Source organism: Pantoea sp. USMM079, from assembly GCF_037153115.1.
Lineage (GTDB): Bacteria > Pseudomonadota > Gammaproteobacteria > Enterobacterales > Enterobacteriaceae > Pantoea > Pantoea communis.
Map to the genome: position 1 here is coordinate 146,175 of NZ_JBBCKX010000007.1, position 19,359 is coordinate 165,533.

The following is a 19,359-nucleotide window of genomic DNA, read 5'->3' on the forward strand; positions in this document are numbered from 1 at the left end:
TGCGTTGTATTATCGAATATATAGCGTAACAAGGAGTAAAAAATGCTGAAAATCAATTACCGCTGGGCTGCTGTTACCGTACTCACTGTTTCCATGGGCGGTCACGCCGTGGCGGCAGAGAAAATCACCGTGTTTGCTGCGGCATCGTTAACCAATGCGATGCAGGATATTGCCACGCAATATCAGAAAAAGAGCGGCGTTGAAGTGGTATCGTCCTTCGCCTCTTCATCCACTCTGGCACGCCAGATTGAACAGGGCGCGCCGGCCGATCTGTTTATCTCTGCTGATCAGCAGTGGATGGACTATGCGGTGGATAAAAAGAGTGTGGTAGAGAACACCCGCTACACGTTGCTGGGCAATGATTTAGTATTAGTGGCACCGAAAAGCGACAGCGCAAAAGCGGTCACTATCAATGCAAAAACTGACTGGAAAAGTTTGCTGAAAGGCGAACGTCTGGCGGTGGGCGATCCGGATCATGTCCCGGCCGGGATTTATGCCAAAGAAGCGCTGCAAAAGCTAGGCGCGTGGGATACGGTGTCGCCGCAGCTTGCACCGGCTAACAACGTCCGTGCCGCATTGGCGCTGGTCGAACGCAATGAATCACCGTATGGCATCGTGTACGGTTCTGATGCGGTTGCCAGTGACAAAGTGCAGGTAGTAGGACGCTTCCCGGACGATAGCCACAAGCCAGTGGAATATCCGATGGCGGTGGTAAAAGATCATCAGAACGCAACGGTTGAAGCCTTCTACAAATATTTGCAGGGGCCGGACGCCGCTGCTGTGTTTAAACAGTATGGATTTGCGCCGAAGAAATGATACTCAGTGATCCCGAATGGCAGGCCGTGTTTCTCAGCTTAAAAGTCTCCAGCGTAGCGGTGCTGTTTAGTTTGCCGTTTGGCATCATGATGGCCTGGATTCTGGCACGTTGCCGGTTTCCAGGTAAAACCTTACTCGACAGTCTTATCCATTTGCCGCTGGTATTGCCACCGGTGGTGGTGGGATATCTGTTGCTGATTGCACTGGGCCGACGTGGATTCATCGGCGAGTGGCTATACGACTGGTTCGGTTTCACCCTGGCCTTTAGCTGGCATGGGGCAGTACTGGCTTCGGCCGTGATGGCTTTTCCGCTAATGGTGCGGGCGATTCGTCTGGCACTGGAAGCGGTGGATACCAAACTGGAACAGGCAGCACGCACGCTCGGTGCCGGTCGCTGGCGCGTGTTCTTCACTATCACCTTGCCGCTCACGCTCCCGGGCATCATTGTCGGCACCGTTCTCGCTTTCGCCCGTTCACTGGGTGAGTTTGGCGCCACCATCACTTTCGTTTCGAATATCCCCGGCGAGACGCGCACCATTCCCTCGGCGATGTTCACCCTGATTGAAACCCCCGGCGCAGAAGGCACTGCCGCACGCTTGTGTGCGGTGGCCATTGCCTTGGCGCTGTTATCGCTGGTGGCCTCTGAGCTGTTGGCACGTTGGGGCCGTAAGCGGCTGGGGGCAGCCTGATGCTTAATCTCAATATTTCCCAGTTGCTGGGCGATCACCAACTGGACGTCAACGTGCAGGTTCCCGGCAGCGGCATTACGGCTGTTTTTGGTGTATCCGGTGCGGGCAAAACGTCGCTGATCAACGCGATTGGCGGTTTGACACAGCCGCAAAGCGGCCAGATTCAGCTCAACGATCGTCTGCTGTTTGATTCGGCGACGCAGGTCAATCTGCCGCCGGAAAAACGCCGCGTTGGCTATGTGTTCCAGGACGCTCGGCTGTTTCCGCACTATCGGGTGCGCGGCAATTTGCAATATGGCATGGCAGCTGCCATGAAGCCGCAGTTTAACGCGCTGGTGGCATTACTGGGCCTCGAGCCCCTGCTGAGCCGTTTTCCGGCCTCGTTGTCAGGCGGCGAGAAACAGCGCGTGGCGATTGGCCGTGCACTGCTTACCGCGCCCGACATCTTATTGATGGATGAGCCGCTGGCGTCGCTGGATCTGCCACGCAAACGCGAATTGATGCCATATTTGCAAAAGCTGGCGAAACAGGTCGATATTCCGATTCTTTATGTCTCGCACAGCCTGGATGAAATTCTGCAACTGGCGGACAACGTGCTGGTGCTCGACAACGGCAAGGTCAAAGCCTTTGGCTCGCTGGAGAAGGTGTGGAGTAGTGCAGCCATGCGCCCGTGGCTGCCGATAGCCGATCGCAGCAGCGTGCTCAGAGTGCAGGTTCTGGAGCAGCATCCCGATTACCCGATGACGGCACTCTCTTTGGGGGATCAGCATATCTGGGTAAGCCGTGTTAACCAGCCGCTGAAAACCGCACTACGTATTCGTATCGCGTCCGGTGATGTGTCACTGGCCTTACAGCCGCCACAAAACACCTCGGTGCGCAATATTTTGCCAGCTCAGGTGGTCGAGTTATTAGAGATTGACGATCAGGTGGAAGTGAAGCTGCGTATTGGCATTAGCGAACTGTGGGCGCGAATTTCCCCCTGGGCGCGCGACGAGTTGGGGATCCGGCCCGATCAATGGCTGTATGCGCAAATTAAGAGTGTGGCGATCACGGCTTGACCTTAGGGTCATCAAGGGCGATCAGACAAAATGTGTGCGATGTGCGGATGAAAGCACCCGGTGTGACCATCATTATTAACGATAAGGTGCAGCAGCGGCCGCACCTTAAGCATTCGCAAGGTGCGCCGTGATGCGCACCGCGAACATCCTGTGCTTACAGGACTTCCTGATAAATCACTTCGGCAATACCTGGCTCCAGATTGGTGCCAATCACCTTTTTGCTGCGCGCTTTAATCGCCTCATCAGCATTGCCCATCGCCACGCCTAAACCGACCTGCTCCAGCATACTGAGATCGTTGTAGTTATCGCCGAACGCCAGCACATCCTGCATGCTGAAGCCCTGGCTCTCTACCCACTGTGCCAGACGCTTGCTTTTGCTGTTGCCCGCCTGAGCGATATCCACCTGATCGTGCCATGACCACTCACACGCCAGGCCGAGTTCGGCTTCAGTGCGTTCAGCGAACTGCTGCAATGCACGGGTGTCAGGGTGGGAAAGAGCGAACTTCCAGATTGATTGCGCATCCAGCGCCGCCTGCGCCAGGCTTGGCACCTGCAGGAACAGAGGACGCTGCGCTTCCGGCAGGGATTGTGCCCAGTTCAGGGTGCGGGTCACATGGCCTGTCGGCTCCTGATACAGCATGGCATCATCGACATACAGCAGGCCGTGAATGTTCTCCTGATCGAGCATCTCAATCACGCGGCTCGCCTGGCTTTTTTCCAGCGGATCGGAAGCCAATACCTTTTTCGCCTGATAATCGTACAAGTAGGTGCCGTTACAGCAGATTGCGGGTGTATCCAACTGCAGCGCCTGATAAAAAGGATGAATGGCGCAGTGGTGGCGACCGGTCACAATCAGCACTTTGACCCCCGCCTGTTGTGCGCGGGCTAAAGCTTCGATCGATTCAGGCAAAATGGTTTTTGTGGGGGTCAGCAGGGTGCCGTCAAGGTCAAGGGCGATTACGCGGTAGCTCATTACACTTTCCGTCCGGGAGTTAGCAAAGCATTGAGTCTACACCCGGCAGCGGCCCTGAGACAAAAAACAGGGCACAAATGAATCCAGCGCGGCAAAATGAAACGCGCTACAGTTATCCCTTTCATCAGGCAGCGAATAAGGAAAAACGCATGAAACAAGTCGTGTATACCGCCAGTCCCGAGAGCCAGCAGATCCATGCGTGGCAGTTGCAGGAAGATGGCGCACTGACGTTATTGCAGGTCACGGATGTGGCCGGTCAGGTGCAGCCGATGGTGGTGAGCCCGAAGAAAGATTTCCTCTATGTCGGTGTTCGTCCGAATTTTCGCGTATTAGCGTATCGCATTGCGGCCGACGGTTCTCTGAGTCTGGCGGGTGAAGCGCCACTGCCGGGCAGCCCAACGCATATTTCGACCGATCGCCAGGGTAAATTCCTGTTCTGCGGTTCTTACAATGATGCATGCGTCAGCATCAGCCCGATCGACAGCGACGGTTTACCGCAAGCCCCAAGCCAGGTGATTGGCGGCATGGATGGCTGCCATTCAGCCAATATCGATCTCAGCAACCAAACGCTGTTTGTGCCAGCACTGAAGCAGGATCGTATCTGCCTGTTCCAGCTTAACGCCGATGGCACTCTGGCACCGCGCGAGCAAGCACAGGTTACCACGGTTGAAGGTGCGGGTCCGCGCCATATGGCATTTCATCCAAATGGCGCGTACGGCTATGTAGTCAATGAACTTGATAGCACAGTGGATGTGTGGGCACTGAACAACGTGCATGGTCAGGTTGAGCGTGTGCAGAGTCTGGATATGATGCCAAAAGATTTCAGCGACACGCGCTGGGCGGCCGATATCCATATCACGCCAGACGGCCGTTTCCTCTACGCCTGTGATCGCACCAGCAGCACCCTTACTGCATTTAGCATCAGCGAAGATGGTTCAGTGCTGGCGATTGAAGGTTATCAGCCAACCGAAACCCAGCCGCGCGGCTTCAATATTGATAACAGCGGTCAGTATCTGGTGGCGGCAGGACAGAAGTCGCACCATATCGAAGTCTACAAGATTGCCGATCGCGGTCTGTTGCAACCGCTGGCGCGTTACGCGGTGGGACAAGGCCCGATGTGGGTGGTGATTCACACCCTGGATTGATGATAAAACGGCGCCATTCGGCGCCGTTCTCATTTTAAGAATACAGAACTGTGATCGACGCGCTTGCCAGTGCATGGAAGTGCACATTAAAGCCGACCATGGCGCCGCTCGCGCCGGCGTCGACATCAATCTTATCGGTGTCCATCGCGTGCACAGTAAAGATATAGCGATGCGGATCACCCTGTGGTGGTGCTGCGCCACCGTAACCGGTTTGACCGAAGTCGGTACGGGTTTGAATCGCACCCTGCGGCAGCTCGACCACGCCTGAACCGGAACCTTGTGGCAGCTCGGTGACGTCAGCCGGAATATTTGCCACGACCCAGTGCCACCAGCCAGAACCGGTGGGGGCATCCGGATCAAAGCAGGTCACCACAAAGCTTTTCGTCCCTGCAGGCACCTCATCCCACGCCAGATGGGGAGACAGATTGTCACCCTGACGTCCCATCCCATCGAAAACGTGACGTTCGGGCATTTTATCGCCGTCTTTAAAATCCTGGCTAACTACGCGCATGACTTCTCCTTTTTCCGTTGTGCAGTGTGCTCTCCATCATGGTGGAAAACGCGCAGCACTTCCAGTTCGCTTAGGGCAGGAAATGTGTCTCAACGTCCAACGCTGCGCGCACCGCCTGGGTTAACTGCGCCAGCTCTGCGGCAGAAATCAGATAAGGTGGCATCAGATAGATCAGCTTGCCGAACGGACGGATCCACACGCCACGTTCGACAAAGAATTGCTGCAGCGCCGCCATGTTCACCGGTGAACGCGTTTCAATCACACCAATCGCGCCCAGCACGCGTGCATCCACCACCGCATGATGCTCACGCAACGGCAGCAACTCACGACGCAGTTGCTGTTCAATGGCTGCCACCTGCGCAGGCCAGAGTCCCTCGTTGATCATCGTCAGGCTTTCAACAGCCACCGCAGAGGCCAGCGGATTGCCCATAAAGGTCGGGCCATGCATAAAGCAACCTGCCGCACTGCGGCTAATGGTGTCGGCCACTTCGCGCGTGGTCAACGTGGCGGAGAGCGTCATGGTGCCGCCGGTCAGCGCTTTACCGAGGCAGAGAATATCTGGCGTAATCCCGGCGTGTTCACAGGCAAACAGCTTGCCGCTGCGGCCAAAGCCGGTGGCGATTTCATCGGCAATCAGCAGGATACCGTAGCGGTCGCACAGCTCACGCACCTGTTGCAGGTAGCGCGGGTGATAGAAACGCATACCGCCTGCGCCTTGCACAATCGGTTCAAGGATCACCGCGGCAATGTCGCGATGGTGCGTCTCGGCTAACCGGGCGAAATCAGCGAAGTCCGTATCGTTCCACTCGTCATCAAAAGCGCACTGCGGCGCAGCGGCAAACAGATGCTCGGGCAGATAGCCGCGCCACAGACTGTGCATCGAATTTTCCGGATCGCACACCGACATCGCGGCAAAAGTATCGCCGTGGTAGCCACGTTTTAACGTCAGGAATTTTTGTCGCGTTTCACCGCGCCCCAGCCAGTACTGCAACGCCATTTTCATCGACACTTCGACGGCAATCGACCCCGAATCGGCAAGGAACACGCACTCCAGCGCTTCCGGGGTCATCTCGACCAGTTGGCGGCTTAACGCCACCGCCGCCGGATGAGTAATGCCACCAAACATCACGTGTGACATCTGCGCCATTTGCTGCGTCAGCGCCTTGTTGAGACGAGGGTGGTTATAGCCATGAATCGCTGCCCACCACGACGACATACCGTCGACCAGTTCGCGTCCATCGGCCAGCTGGAGCTGGCAACCGTGCGCCGCGACCACCGGATAACAGGGCAGGGGATCGCGCATTGACGTGTAAGGATGCCAGATATGCTGGCGGTCAAAGTTGAGGTCGTCTTGGGTGAACATCGATCTTGTAAACCATTTTGAAAAGATTTAGTTTACAAGTATAACCACGTTAATCGTCGGGATGAACCCCTTTTTTTGGAGTAAGCAATGGCAAACCGCTGGACACTGACACAAGCCCAGGCTCTGTTCGATAAACCTTTCCTTGAGCTGATGTTCGAAGCGCAGCAAGTTCACCGTCAACATTTTGACCCGCGCCAGGTGCAGGTCAGTACGCTGCTGTCGATCAAAACCGGTGCCTGCCCGGAAGACTGTAAATATTGCCCGCAGAGTGCGCGCTACAAAACCGGGCTGGAGTCCGAGCGGCTGATGGAAGTGGAAGCGGTGCTGGAATCGGCGCGTAAAGCCAAAGCGGCAGGATCGAGCCGCTTCTGTATGGGCGCTGCGTGGAAAAACCCGCACGAACGCGACATGCCGTATCTGGAGCAGATGGTGCAGGGCGTTAAAGCCATGGGCATGGAAACCTGCATGACGCTGGGCACGCTGGATAACACCCAGGCGGAGCGTTTGGCCAGCGCCGGGCTGGATTTCTACAACCACAACCTCGATACCTCGCCGGAATTCTACGGCAGCATCATCACCACCCGCAGCTATCAGGAACGCCTGGATACGCTGGATAAAGTGCGCGGCGCAGGTATCAAAGTCTGCTCTGGCGGCATCGTCGGCCTGGGTGAAACCGTGAAAGATCGTGCCGGCTTGCTGGTGCAGCTAGCGAACCTGCCGACCCCGCCAGAAAGCGTGCCGATCAACATGCTGGTGAAGGTGAAAGGCACGCCACTGGCCGATAACGATGACGTTGAGCCGTTCGACTTTATCCGCACTATCGCCGTGGCGCGTATCATGATGCCATCGTCACACGTCCGCCTGTCCGCGGGTCGTGAGCAGATGAGCGAACAGACGCAGGCGATGTGCTTTATGGCCGGTGCTAACTCGATTTTCTACGGCTGCAAGCTGCTGACCACGCCAAACCCGGAAGAGGACAAAGATCTGATTCTGTTCCGCAAGCTGGGCCTGAATCCAGAACATACCGCCACTACCGCCGGTGATAACGAACAGCAGTATCAGCTCAGTGAGCAGCTGGTGCACGCTGATACCGAGCAGTTCTACAACGCGGCGGTGTGATGGGCTGGTCATCTCGCATCGAACAGGCGCTGGCGGCGCGACGTGATGCCGATGGCTGGCGTCTGCGACGCCGGGTTGAACACAACAGCGTGCGCGAGATAACCCTGGAGGGGCGTTCATACCGTCACTTCTCCAGCAATGATTATCTCGGGCTGAGCCAGCATCCAGCGGTGATTGCGGCCTGGCAACAGGGCGCAGCAGAGGCGGGTGCGGGAGCGGGCGCGTCGGGTCATGTGACGGGCTATAGCCGTCATCATGCGCAGTTAGAAGAGCAACTGGCTGACTGGCTGGGTTACAAGCGTGCGCTGCTGTTTATCTCTGGCTTTGCCGCCAACCAGGCGGTGATCCACCTGCTGGCTGAAAAGCAGGATCGCATTCTTGCTGATAAGCTGGCGCATGCTTCATTACTGGATGCTGCCAGCCACAGTCCCGCCACATTACGCCGCTTTGCGCACAACCAGCCGGAGAGTCTGGCAAAACTGCTGGCTAGCCCGTCGGAAGGCGGTACGCTGGTGGTGACCGAAGGCGTATTCAGCATGGATGGTGACAGCGCACCGCTCGCTGCCCTTGCTGAAGAGACGCGCCGCGCCAACGGCTGGCTGCTGGTGGATGATGCGCACGGTATTGGCGTGCACGGTGAGCAGGGGCGCGGCAGTTGCTGGCAGCAGGGCGTGAAACCGGAATTGCTGATTGTCACGTTTGGCAAGGGCTTTGGCGTCAGCGGTGCAGCGCTGCTGTGTGACGATGCCACAGCGGATTACGTCGAGCAGTTCTCTCGCCATCTCATCTACTCCACCGCGATGCCACCGGCACAGTGTTGTGCGCTGCTGGCGGCGCTGCACCAGATCCAGCAGGGCGATGAACTGCGTGAGCGGCTGAATAGTCATATTGCGCGATTCCGGGCGGGTGCCGCTGATTTGCCCTGGCAACTGATGCCATCAGCCAGTGCTATTCAGCCGTTGATCGTCGGGGAAAATAGCGCGGCGCTGGCGTTGTCACAACGACTGGCACAAGCGGGATGCTGGGTTAGCGCCATTCGTCCTCCGACGGTGCCGCCGGGCACGGCGCGGCTGCGCATTACGCTCACTGCTGCCCATCATAACGACGATATTGATCGTCTGCTGGAGGCGCTGTATGACGCTGCAGGTTAACAAGCAGGCGGTCGCCAAAGCGTTTGGCCGTGCCGCACAGCATTATGAGCAGCATGCCGAGCTGCAACGACAAAGCGGCGATGCGCTACTGGCGCTGGCACCCGCGGGGTTCGGGCCGCATCTGCTGGATGCGGGCTGTGGCACCGGTTGGTACAGCCGCTACTGGCGCGATCGTGGACGCGAACTGACGGCGCTGGATCTCTCCAGCGCGATGCTGGACGCCGCGCGTGAGCAGTGCTCGGCGCAGCACTATCTGCAAGGCGATATCGATCATCTGCCGCTGCCGGATGCGTGCGTCGATGGCGTGTGGAGCAATCTGGCGGTGCAGTGGAGCAGCGATCTGCGCCTGGGGTTGCAGCAGTTTTTGCGCGTCACACGGCCGGGTGGCAGCGTGCTGTTCTCAACCTTGCTCGATGGCTCCCTGCATGAAGTGCATGAAGCCTGGGCTCGGTTAGATGGCCGTCAGCACGCTAATCGTTTTCTCAGCCCAGCGCAGTTCTCTGCCGCTCTCACAGGCTTACCGGCGCAGTGCCAGCCGCAGACTATCACGTTGCATTTCCCCAGCGCGCTGAGTGCCATGCGTTCTTTGAAAGGCATTGGTGCTACGCATCTGCACGACGGCCGTGGCGCACAGCCGCTCACACGCTCGCAGCTCACGCAACTGGAGCAGCACTGGCCGCAGGATACGCAGGGTTATCGTCTTAGTTATCACTTGATGTACGGAGTTTTGAGCAAATGACACGCTGGTTTATTACCGGAACGGATACCGAAGTGGGCAAAACGGTCGCCAGTGGCGCACTGTTGCAGGCGGCAAGCGCAGCAGGTTTACGCACCGCAGGATACAAGCCCGTGGCATCGGGCTGCGAGATCACCCCAGAGGGCGTGCGTAACAGTGATGCGCTGGCGTTGCAGCGCTACAGCAGCCTGGCGCTCAGCTATGAGCAGGTGAATCCACTGGCATTTGTCGAGCCGACGTCACCGCATATTGTCAGCGCGGAAGAGGGCAGGCCGATTGCGTTTTCTGCGCTGTCAGCCGGATTGCGCGCGCTGGAGCAGCAGGCAGAATGGGTATTGGTTGAAGGTGCGGGCGGCTGGTTTACGCCATTATCCGAGACGCAGACCTATGCTGACTGGGTCGAAGCGGAACAACTGCCGGTGATTCTGGTGGTGGGGGTGAAGCTAGGTTGTATTAACCACGCGATGCTGACAGCGGAAGCGGTGAAGGCGCGAGGGTTGCGGTTAGCCGGTTGGATTGCCAATGATATTCAGCCGCCAGGTAAACGACATGCCGAGTACATGGCCACGCTGCGTCAACGTATTGATGCACCGTTCCTCGGTGAAATTCCCTATCTGGACAGCGAAGCACAACAGGCCGAGTGCGGTCAGTATTTAACGTTGCCGCAGTCATGAGCCTGTTTCAGATGCGCATTCATGCGCACTCTGCTTCATATCGCCCGTAGGATCGTTATGGATGGCGATTCGATGTCAGGTACGCAACAGTGCGCACCTGACATCATTTCGTCCGTAGGGCCGCCATAGACCAGCACCTCAAATGTCAGAATGTGATGCAACATTTTGGCTGCAGTTCATCGATGGCGACCACATCATCATGTCGCTGTCAGCCACTTATTCACCGTCACATCATCCAGCAAAGCGACTTTACCCTGCGCCACATTGCGACCACGGTGAAGCAGCAGGAAATAGTCTGCCACGCGGCGGATGAAGGAGACATGCTGCTCCAGCAGTAAAATGGTCAGGCCGTAATCGCGATTAAGACGGCGGATCAGGTTGCCCATCTCCTCTTCCAGCCACGGCGACATTCCTTCGGTCGGCTCATCCAGAATCAGCAGTTTAGGTTGCAGCACCAATGCTCGCGCCAGTGCCAGCTGCTGCTGTTGATCCATCGGCAATTCGCCACTGCGCTGATGACGCAAGGAATAGAGTGCCGGGAACAGGTCAAACACCATTTCAGGAATGGCACGGCTGCGATCGTCCTGAGCGGCCATCAGCGCGATCATTAAATTATCTTCCACGCTCATCTGCGAAAAGATATGGCGACCTTGCGGCACATAGCCAATTCCCATGCGCGCACGCTGTTCGGCGGGCTGCAGCAACAAATTCTCGGGTGGCGAGCCATCTTCCTGCCAGATCATTGAGCCACTGTTAATGGGCAAGCGACCCATAATGCAGTTCACCAGCGTGGTTTTGCCCATGCCTGGACTGCCCAGCACACCCGTACAGGTGCCGGGCGGCAGATCGAGATCCACATCCCACAGGATATGGTTGTGACCGTAAAACTGATTCACCGAACGTAAACTCAGCATCTGACATACTCCTTCCAGATTATTTGCCTGAATGCTCCCGCTCTGTGTCGTCTGGCATACAGTCGTGCACGATTAAGGTGGACACTGCTGTTGATGGCCTGCAAGGCAAGCCGTATGGACTCGTCACTCCATCGTTAAATTACTGCAATTACCAGGCCAGGTTAATGGAACGGGATATTCTGAGTCAGAATCCAGCGAAAGCGGGCTTAAAAGGTGAGAAATACTTAATAATCCCACTGAGTAATAACCTGACTGCACTTTGACGGTGCTGAATGCTTAACGTTTCTGGTGCATCTGTTCATTGATAAGGCAATCACTGAAGAAATAAGTGGTCTTAAGGCACGGTATTTACGAGAACAATGGTGCTTGACTTGCCAAAAGGATAGTTAAAGCGGTTTAAGGCAGGCGGAAAAAAAACGAAAAAAAAAATATTTCGCACGCCAGGATAAGAGCGGGGAAAATTATACACAGCTGATGGGCTCGGGGCTGGATTCAGTTATCCACTATTACTGTGGATAACCTTGTGCATTAGCGACTGAAAACCGCGTGGAAGCGAGGAAATACGCGGCCTGCATACATTATGCTGCGAAACTGGGCTTTGAACTCATTACCAATAAAATCAGCAGGTTAATTAAAAGCAAGCCTGAGATTTTTCTGCCTTGTCATCGGACTGCAATTTAATGACGCTCTCTTGACAAATGTTAAAAGCGTCACGGCTCTGGGGATAACCTTGCGCAACAAGCTTTTGCCTTTTGCCGCTTAAATTGCACTGAAGCGAGACAGGTGCTTTCCCCGTTATCGTGCAAGATATCTGTAAATATATCCAGTATTTTTTTCTGGCAAATTCGTCATAGCAGAGTAGAATTATCAGCCTGCTCGCTGACATCTTCTGCAGGAACCGCAAAACCATGAGTAAAGCCTTCAAACTCAACTCTGATTTCAAACCTTCAGGCGACCAGCCCGAGGCCATTCGTCGTCTTGAAGAGGGGCTGGAGGATGGTCTCGCACATCAAACCCTACTGGGGGTAACCGGATCGGGTAAAACCTTTACCATCGCCAACGTGATTGCCGATCTCAATCGCCCGACGATGGTGATGGCACCGAACAAAACGCTGGCGGCGCAGTTATACGGTGAGATGAAAGAGTTCTTCCCGGATAACGCCGTGGAGTTTTTTGTCTCTTATTACGATTACTACCAGCCTGAAGCCTATGTGCCGAGTTCTGACACCTTCATTGAGAAGGATGCGGCGGTGAACGAGCACATTGAACAGATGCGTCTCTCAGCCACCAAAGCGATGCTGGAGCGCCGTGATGTGATTGTGGTGGCCTCGGTCTCGGCGATTTACGGCCTGGGCGATCCCGATCTCTATCTGAAAATGATGCTGCACCTTACGCGCGGCATGATTATCGACCAGCGCAGCATTCTGCGCCGTCTGGCGGAACTGCAGTATACCCGCAACGATCAGGTGTTCCAGCGTGGCACCTTCCGCGTGCGTGGCGAAGTGATCGACATCTTCCCGGCTGAATCCGACGACATCGGCTTGCGTGTCGAACTGTTTGACGAAGAAGTTGAGCGTCTGTCGCTGTTCGATCCATTGACCGGGCAGATTGAGTCCGTGATCCCGCGTTTCACCATCTATCCGAAAACGCACTACGTGACGCCACGCGAACGTATTCTGCAGGCGATGGAAGAGATCAAGGTCGAGCTGGTGGATCGTCGCAAGGTGCTGCTGGAGAACAATAAACTGCTGGAAGAGCAGCGCATCAGCCAGCGTACCCAGTTCGATCTCGAAATGATGAACGAACTCGGCTACTGCTCTGGCATTGAAAACTACTCGCGCTATCTCTCGGGTCGCGGTCCGGGCGAGCCACCGCCGACCTTATTTGACTACCTGCCCGCCGATGGATTGCTGGTGGTAGACGAATCGCACGTCACCATCCCCCAGATTGGCGGCATGTATCGCGGCGACCGCGCACGTAAAGAGACGCTGGTAGAATATGGCTTCCGCTTGCCTTCGGCGCTGGATAACCGTCCGATGCGTTTTGAAGAGTTTGAAGCGCTGGCACCGCAAACCATCTATGTTTCGGCCACGCCGGGTAACTATGAGCTGGAAAAATCCGGTGACGAAGTGATTGATCAGGTGGTACGTCCCACCGGGCTACTGGATCCGATTCTGGAAGTGCGTCCGGTCGCCACTCAGGTGGATGACTTACTATCAGAAATTCGCAAACGCGTGGCGATCAATGAACGTGTGCTGGTCACTACGCTGACCAAACGCATGGCGGAAGATCTTACCGAATATCTGGTGGAGCACGGCGAGAAGGTGCGCTATCTGCACTCCGATATCGATACGGTTGAACGTATGGAGATCATTCGTGATTTGCGTCTCGGTGAGTTCGATGTGCTGGTGGGCATCAACTTACTGCGCGAAGGTCTCGACATGCCGGAAGTGTCGCTGGTGGCGATCCTCGATGCGGATAAAGAGGGCTTCCTGCGTTCCGAACGCTCTCTGATTCAGACTATTGGCCGTGCGGCGCGTAACATCAACGGTAAGGCGATTCTGTACGCTGATAAGATCACCCCTTCGATGGAACGCGCGATGGGCGAAACCGAACGTCGTCGAGAGAAGCAGCAGCGTTACAACGAAGAGAATGGCATTGTGCCGCAGGGCCTCAACAAGAAAATCACCGATATTCTTGAGCTGGGCAAAAACGTGGTGAAAACGCGCGGTAAGGGCAAAACCGCCTCACGTGTGGCGGCAGAAGAAGAGGCCAATTATCTGGCGCTGACGCCACAAGCCATGCAGAAGAAAATTCACGAGCTGGAAGTGCAGATGCAGCAGCACGCGCAGAATCTGGAGTTCGAAGAGGCCGCCAGCGTGCGCGACCAGTTGCACCAGCTGCGCGAGTTGTTTATCGCCGCCTCCTGATAGAAGCGAGAGGGTTTTGGCCGTCATCAAATGACGGCCCGACGAAAGCTTTCGTTATGTCCTGTGAATAGCGCCCCTACGCTGGCAGCGTTCTATACCTCTCTGCGTAGAGAGCGCAATCACGCGCACGACTTTCGCAAGGTCACACCGCCTGAATCGCATGTTCCAATGCAATCCGCAGCAGCTGGCGGTCGTGACGATACTTAATATCGGCGGCCTCCAGCGGTTCGCGTACAATCAGGCGATCTTCCACGCCGCTGACGTCCGCTGACGGGCTGACCACCACGGCATCAATCACTCGCCTGCCAATGGCTTTCTCCATCATCGCCAGTTTATCGGCCACCGTCAGGCTGGCGGCCGGGCTTAACTCACGTCCAAGATTGCCAATAAACACCATGGTGGCGGGCGTACGGCGCAGCGCGCGTGCCATCTCCTCCATCAGCAGAATTGGCATCAGGCTGGTGTAAAAACTGCCTGGGCCAATCAGGATTAAATCCGCTTCCGCAATCGCATCCAGTGCTTCTTTAGTGGGAGTGACATTGGGATGCAGCATCAACTCTTGCGGCGGTAGCTTCATTTCATCAATTGCCGTTTCGCCATACACCATATTGCCTTCGCAATCCTGCGCCACCAGGTCTACCGGTTGCTCTGACATCGGAATCAAGAAGGCATCGACTTTGAGCAGATTGCGAATGATGTTGATGGCTTCCAGCGGCCGCACGCTAAGGTGATCGAGCGCTTTGAGCATCAGATTACCGAGGTTGTGACCGGCCAGCTCGCCGTTACCGGCAAAACGGTATTCAAACATTGCCGAGGCTACGCTCGGTTCCATGATTAACTGGTTCAGGCAATTACGCATATCTCCCCAGGCAATACCGCCTTCCGAACGACGAATGCGTCCGGTGGATCCGCCGTTATCGGTGGTGGTCACGATGCCGGTCAGGCGTGAGCCCAGCGGTGCCAGCGCCGACATCACACGACCCAGGCCGTGCCCGCCGCCCAGTGCTACCACGCGATCCAAATCTGCCAGGGTACGATTCATGCTGTTCCTTTTAACGGACAACTGCAGGTTGTCGTGCAGTTGAAGTGATGTGTATCAATATCTGTCGCGCATTTTACCGTATCCTGCGGCGAAAATGCGGTGAAAAAAACGTTATGTATCAATATATATAGCGAAATTCACTGATGGATGCGAGAGAGAAATCGCGCTACCATTCGAATTAACCGTGTTGTCCATAATGACAACAGACTCCCAAGCCTTGCATGCCTAAGTCATAACGATATGGATGCCTGGCCGCAGCATCGCTGCCAGGGTGCAGAAAGAAATGACTGCATCTCCCGTATTTGGAAAGGTGTTCAGGTGCCACAATTTACAGATGCCTATGCGCGCAGCTTCTACTATCTGCGCCTGTCGGTCACGGATGTGTGTAACTTCCGTTGTACCTACTGTTTACCCGATGGCTATAAACCGAACGGTAATCACAACAAAAGTTTCCTCTCGCTGGACGAGATTCGCCGCGTGACGCGTGCCTTTGCGGCCGCGGGCACGGAAAAAGTGCGTCTCACCGGCGGCGAACCCTCTATGCGCCGCGACTTCACCGATATCATCGCAGCAGTGCGTGAAAACGCCGCCATTCGCCAGATCGCCATGACCACCAACGGTTACCGAATGGCGCGAGACGTGCGCGCGTGGCGTGATGCCGGGCTCACTCACATTAACGTTAGTGTCGATAGCCTTGATGCGCGCCAGTTTCACGCCATCACCGGCCAGGACAAATTCGCGGAAGTGATGGCCGGAATTGATGCCGCGTTTGACGCCGGGTTCGAGAAGGTCAAAGTCAACAGCGTGCTGATGCGCGATCTCAACAGCCACAGCCTGGCGACTTTCCTCGACTGGATCCGCATCCGTCCAATTCAGCTGCGCTTTATCGAACTGATGGAAACCGGCGAGGGCGGTGATCTGTTCCGTCGTCATCACATCTCGGGTGAGGTGATTCGCGATCAGCTGATCATGCAGGGTTGGCAGCTTCAGCCGCGTGGACGCAGTGACGGTCCGGCGCAGGTGTTCCGCCATCCTGACTATCAGGGCGAAGTCGGTTTGATCATGCCCTACGAAAAAGATTTCTGCGCCAGTTGCAACCGTCTGCGCGTGTCAGCCATGGGCAATCTTCATCTGTGCCTGTTCGGCGACGGCGGCGTCTCGCTGCGCGATTTACTGGCATCCGACGATCAGCAGGGCGAGCTACAGGCCCGCATCGCCCACAGTCTCGGGCAGAAAAAGCAGACGCATTTCCTGCATCAGGGCAACACCGGCATCACACAAAACCTCTCTTTCATTGGCGGCTAAACACAGGAGTTACAGCCATGGGTAAACCTACCGGCGAGTTTGTCGCCTTGAATGTGGCGGTGATGACCGTCTCGGACAGCCGTGATGCCAGCAATGATAGCTCGGGCGACTACTTGCGTGAGGCACTGACAGAAGCCGGGCATCAGGTGGTGGATCGCGCGATTGTGCCTGACAACCGTTACCGTATTCGCGCCACCGTGTCGCGCTGGATTGCCAGTGATGATGTGCAGGTGGTGATCGTCAATGGCGGCACCGGATTTAACAGCAAAAACAGTACGCCGGAAGCGCTGCTGCCGCTGTTCGACCGTGAAATTGACGGCTTTGGCGAACTGTTCCGGATGATCTCATACGAAGAGATTGGCAGTTCCACGCTGCAATCACGCGCGGTGGCCGGGCTGGCGAACCAGACGCTGATTTTCGCCGTGCCGGGATCAACCAATGCCTGCCGTAGCGGTTGGGAACGCATTATTGAAGAACAGTTGGATGCGCGCACGCGTCCCTGTAATTTTGTCTCTCATTTGAAGAAGTTGTAAGCATGTCATCATTAACTCATATCAATGCCGCCGGTGAAGCCCATATGGTGGATGTCTCCGGCAAAACTGAAACGGTGCGTGAAGCCCAGGCCGAAGCGCTGGTGCTGATGAGCAGGGAAACGCTGCAGATGATCATCGACGGCAGCCATCATAAAGGCGATGTGTTCGCCACGGCACGCATCGCCGGGATCCAGGCCGCGAAACGCACCTGGGAGTTGATCCCGCTGTGCCATCCGCTGATGTTGAGCAAGGTGGAAGTGACGCTGGTGGCCGAGCCTGAGCACAACCGCGTGCGCGTCACTTCTCGTTGCCGTCTGACCGGAAAAACCGGCGTGGAAATGGAAGCGCTGACCGCCGCATCGGTGGCCGCGCTGACCATTTACGACATGTGCAAAGCGGTGCAGAAAGATATCGTGATCGATCAGTTGCGTTTGCTCAGCAAAAGCGGCGGCAAATCCGGCGATTTTCAGGCGGTGGCACATGATTAAGGTGCTGTTTTTTGCCCAGGTGCGTGAATTGACCGGCACCAGCGCGTTAGAGCTGAAACCGGAATATCAGGATGTAGCAACCTTGCGTGCAGCGCTGGCGGAGAGGAACGAGCGCTGGGCGCTGGCGCTGGAATCCGGCAAATTGCTGGCAGCGGTCAATCAAACGCTGGTGCCGATGAGCCATCCGCTGCGTGCGGGTGATGAAGTGGCGTTCTTCCCGCCGGTCACCGGAGGATAAGCATGAGCACACGTATTCGCGTCGGCGTTGCACCTTTCGATGTCGGCGAAGAGTATCGCCAACTCGCCGCGCATGACAGTGATGGCGCGGTGGTCACCTTTACCGGCAAAGTGCGCAATCACAATCTCGGTGACAGCGTGGCCGCTCTAACCCTGGAACACTATCCGGGTATGACGGAAAAAGCGCTGGCGGAAATAGTCGAAGAGGCGCGTCAGCGCTGGGCGTTGCAGCAGGTGACGGTGATCCATCGCGTGGGCGAACTGTTCCCTGGTGATGAAATTGTGTTTGTTGGCGTCAGCAGCGCCCATCGCAGTAGCGCATTTGCTGCTACCGAGTTCATCATGGATTACCTGAAAACCCGTGCGCCGTTCTGGAAGCGTGAAGCCACCGAACAGGGCGATCGTTGGGTCGATGCGCGCGACAGCGACCATCAAGCCGCCGAACGCTGGAAGTAGCGCGTAAAACCGACCTGCTCTGATAGCCGTAGCGAGTTGAAAACGTTAAGGTACGGGTTTTGCTGGCCTGTCAGGGAACAAGATGAATACCACTAAAATGCTCAAAGGCGCGGCGCTGCTCACCGCGCTGGTACTGGCGGGATGTAGTACCAAAAAAGAACCGCAGGCCCCCGCGCGGCAACCTGCCGACGTCAAATCTCAGATTCAAAAGTTACTGCCGAGCGATGTCAGCCAAAAAAGCGCCTGGGCGGACGACATCTACACCGCGTTTCGCGTCCAGCAGATCGATCCCAGCGCCAGTAACGTCTGTGCGGTGATCGCGGTCACCGATCAGGAGTCCAATTTCAGTGCCGATGCGCCGGTGCCCGGTTTACCCAAAATAGCCTGGGGTGAAATTGACCGCCGCGCCGCCAAAGTGCACGTTCCCGCCTTCTTAGTGCGCACCGCCTTACTGATTAAATCGCCCACCGGGGAAAGCTACGCCGCGCGACTGGATAAGGTGCGCAGTGAGAAAGAGCTGAGCGCAATTTTCGATGATTTCATCGATATGGTGCCGATGGGGCAGAAGCTGTTTGGCAATCTCAATCCGATTCACACCGGCGGCCCGATGCAGGTCAGCATTGAATTTGCCGAAGCGCATGCCAAAGGTTATCCGTATTCAATTGATGGCTCGATTCGGCGTGAAGTCTTCACGCGTCGTGGCGGCATCTATTTCGGTACACTGCATTTGCTCGGCTATCCGGCGGATTACAGCCAGATGCTGTACCGTTTTGCCGATTTCAATGCCGGTTGGTACGCCAGCCGCAACGCCGCTTTTCAGGCAGCCGTAGCGCGCGCCAGCGGCATTAAACTGGCGCTGGATGGTGATCTGATTATGTACGGCAGCGAGCAAGCGGGTTCCACCGAATTAGCGGTGCGCACGCTGAGCAAGCAACTGGATATGAGCAATCGGGAAATTCGTCGCGACCTGGAGAAGGGCGATACGGAAAGCTTCAGCAGCAGCACGCTCTGGAAGCAGACGTTTATTCTGGCTGATAAAATGGCCGGTAAACGCCTGCCGCGCGAGATGCTGCCGGGCATTAAACTGGAGAGCCCGAAAATTACCCGCAATCTGACCACCGCCTGGTTTGCCCAGCGCGTAAATGGCCGATATCAGCAGTGCTTGACGCGCCGTTGACGCAATGCGGTGTAGACTCCACACTTAGAGCGTTTGTCTAAC

20 protein-coding genes and 1 riboswitch are annotated in these 19,359 nt (G+C 56.2%); of the genes, 15 read left to right on the plus strand and 5 right to left on the minus strand.

Annotated elements, in window-relative coordinates:
- Positions 1-42 precede the first annotated feature (42 nt).
- Genes modA through modC form a run of 3 tightly spaced genes read left to right on the plus strand, consistent with a single transcriptional unit; the run spans position 43 to position 2,563 of the window.
- Positions 43-816: a molybdate ABC transporter substrate-binding protein gene (gene modA, locus WFP70_RS12825; RefSeq protein ID WP_337023493.1), complete on the plus strand. Its 774-nt coding sequence runs from the start codon at positions 43-45 to the stop codon at positions 814-816.
- Positions 813-1,505, plus strand: a complete 693-nt coding sequence (gene modB, locus WFP70_RS12830) for a molybdate ABC transporter permease subunit (protein ID WP_337023492.1) — start codon at positions 813-815, stop codon at positions 1,503-1,505. Before modA ends, modB begins: the two co-directional genes overlap by 4 nt.
- Positions 1,505-2,563, plus strand: coding sequence for a molybdenum ABC transporter ATP-binding protein ModC (gene modC, locus WFP70_RS12835; RefSeq protein WP_097117396.1), 1,059 nt, complete (start codon positions 1,505-1,507; stop codon positions 2,561-2,563). Before modB ends, modC begins: the two co-directional genes overlap by 1 nt.
- Before the next feature lie 154 nt (positions 2,564-2,717).
- Here the strand turns inward: modC and WFP70_RS12840 are convergent, their stop codons facing one another.
- Entirely contained in the window at positions 2,718-3,536 is an 819-nt protein-coding gene (locus WFP70_RS12840; RefSeq protein ID WP_337023491.1) for a pyridoxal phosphatase, read from the minus strand.
- Positions 3,537-3,685: 149 nt separating this feature from the next.
- Between WFP70_RS12840 and pgl the strand changes: the two genes are divergently transcribed.
- A complete protein-coding gene (gene pgl / locus WFP70_RS12845; RefSeq protein ID WP_160832576.1) occupies positions 3,686-4,681 on the plus strand; it encodes a 6-phosphogluconolactonase in 996 nt (331 codons plus the stop codon).
- A gap of 34 nt (positions 4,682-4,715) precedes the next feature.
- Here pgl and WFP70_RS12850 read toward each other — a convergent pair whose 3' ends face one another.
- Positions 4,716-5,192, minus strand: coding sequence for a kinase inhibitor (locus WFP70_RS12850; protein WP_337023490.1), 477 nt, complete (start codon positions 5,190-5,192; stop codon positions 4,716-4,718).
- 70 nt (positions 5,193-5,262) lie between these two features.
- Complete coding sequence (gene bioA, locus WFP70_RS12855; protein WP_337023489.1) at positions 5,263-6,555, minus strand: adenosylmethionine--8-amino-7-oxononanoate transaminase; 1,293 nt, start codon at positions 6,553-6,555, stop codon at positions 5,263-5,265.
- 87 nt (positions 6,556-6,642) lie between these two features.
- Here bioA and bioB point away from each other — a divergent pair, with 87 nt between their 5' ends.
- Genes bioB through bioD form a run of 4 tightly spaced genes read left to right on the plus strand, consistent with a single transcriptional unit; the run spans position 6,643 to position 10,235 of the window.
- Positions 6,643-7,674: a biotin synthase BioB gene (gene bioB, locus WFP70_RS12860; RefSeq protein WP_034821141.1), complete on the plus strand. Its 1,032-nt coding sequence runs from the start codon at positions 6,643-6,645 to the stop codon at positions 7,672-7,674.
- On the plus strand, positions 7,674-8,825 hold the full coding sequence (gene bioF, locus WFP70_RS12865) for an 8-amino-7-oxononanoate synthase (RefSeq protein ID WP_337023488.1): 1,152 nt from the start codon (positions 7,674-7,676) through the stop codon (positions 8,823-8,825). The genes bioB and bioF overlap by 1 nt, the downstream gene beginning before the upstream one ends.
- Positions 8,809-9,564 carry a malonyl-ACP O-methyltransferase BioC gene (bioC, locus tag WFP70_RS12870; protein WP_337023487.1) on the plus strand — a complete coding sequence of 252 codons (756 nt, stop codon included), beginning with the start codon at positions 8,809-8,811 and terminating at the stop codon, positions 9,562-9,564. The genes bioF and bioC overlap by 17 nt, the downstream gene beginning before the upstream one ends.
- Complete coding sequence (bioD, locus tag WFP70_RS12875) at positions 9,561-10,235, plus strand: dethiobiotin synthase (RefSeq protein ID WP_058961610.1); 675 nt, start codon at positions 9,561-9,563, stop codon at positions 10,233-10,235. The genes bioC and bioD overlap by 4 nt, the downstream gene beginning before the upstream one ends.
- A 197-nt stretch (positions 10,236-10,432) precedes the next feature.
- Here bioD and WFP70_RS12880 read toward each other — a convergent pair whose 3' ends face one another.
- Positions 10,433-11,149 (minus strand): ABC transporter ATP-binding protein, encoded by a 717-nt coding sequence (locus WFP70_RS12880; protein ID WP_034821129.1) that lies wholly within the window; start codon positions 11,147-11,149, stop codon positions 10,433-10,435.
- Positions 11,150-12,057: 908 nt separating this feature from the next.
- On the opposite strand from WFP70_RS12880, the gene uvrB reads away from it, so the two are divergent.
- Positions 12,058-14,079 (plus strand): excinuclease ABC subunit UvrB, encoded by a 2,022-nt coding sequence (gene uvrB / locus WFP70_RS12885; protein ID WP_034821123.1) that lies wholly within the window; start codon positions 12,058-12,060, stop codon positions 14,077-14,079.
- A 142-nt stretch (positions 14,080-14,221) separates the two neighbouring features.
- Here the strand turns inward: uvrB and WFP70_RS12890 are convergent, their stop codons facing one another.
- Positions 14,222-15,121 (minus strand): gluconeogenesis factor YvcK family protein, encoded by a 900-nt coding sequence (locus tag WFP70_RS12890; protein WP_034821119.1) that lies wholly within the window; start codon positions 15,119-15,121, stop codon positions 14,222-14,224.
- Positions 15,122-15,316: 195 nt separating this feature from the next.
- Positions 15,317-15,451, plus strand: a riboswitch (molybdenum cofactor riboswitch).
- Between WFP70_RS12890 and moaA the strand changes: the two genes are divergently transcribed.
- The 6 genes from moaA to WFP70_RS12920 all read left to right on the plus strand — a co-directional run bounded on the left by moaA (position 15,440) and on the right by WFP70_RS12920 (position 19,317).
- Positions 15,440-16,426 (plus strand): GTP 3',8-cyclase MoaA, encoded by a 987-nt coding sequence (gene moaA / locus WFP70_RS12895; RefSeq protein ID WP_097117587.1) that lies wholly within the window; start codon positions 15,440-15,442, stop codon positions 16,424-16,426. (Overlaps the previous riboswitch by 12 nt.)
- Before the next feature lie 17 nt (positions 16,427-16,443).
- Positions 16,444-16,959 (plus strand): molybdenum cofactor biosynthesis protein B, encoded by a 516-nt coding sequence (moaB, locus tag WFP70_RS12900; protein WP_034821116.1) that lies wholly within the window; start codon positions 16,444-16,446, stop codon positions 16,957-16,959.
- Positions 16,960-16,961: 2 nt separating this feature from the next.
- Positions 16,962-17,447 (plus strand): cyclic pyranopterin monophosphate synthase MoaC, encoded by a 486-nt coding sequence (gene moaC, locus WFP70_RS12905; RefSeq protein ID WP_337023486.1) that lies wholly within the window; start codon positions 16,962-16,964, stop codon positions 17,445-17,447.
- Positions 17,440-17,685: a molybdopterin synthase sulfur carrier subunit gene (gene moaD / locus WFP70_RS12910; RefSeq protein ID WP_337023485.1), complete on the plus strand. Its 246-nt coding sequence runs from the start codon at positions 17,440-17,442 to the stop codon at positions 17,683-17,685. The genes moaC and moaD overlap by 8 nt, the downstream gene beginning before the upstream one ends.
- 2 nt (positions 17,686-17,687) lie before the next feature.
- Positions 17,688-18,140 (plus strand): molybdopterin synthase catalytic subunit MoaE, encoded by a 453-nt coding sequence (gene moaE / locus WFP70_RS12915; protein ID WP_337023484.1) that lies wholly within the window; start codon positions 17,688-17,690, stop codon positions 18,138-18,140.
- An 82-nt stretch (positions 18,141-18,222) separates the two neighbouring features.
- Positions 18,223-19,317 carry a DUF1615 domain-containing protein gene (locus WFP70_RS12920; RefSeq protein ID WP_166933089.1) on the plus strand — a complete coding sequence of 365 codons (1,095 nt, stop codon included), beginning with the start codon at positions 18,223-18,225 and terminating at the stop codon, positions 19,315-19,317.
- Positions 19,318-19,359 lie beyond the last annotated feature (42 nt).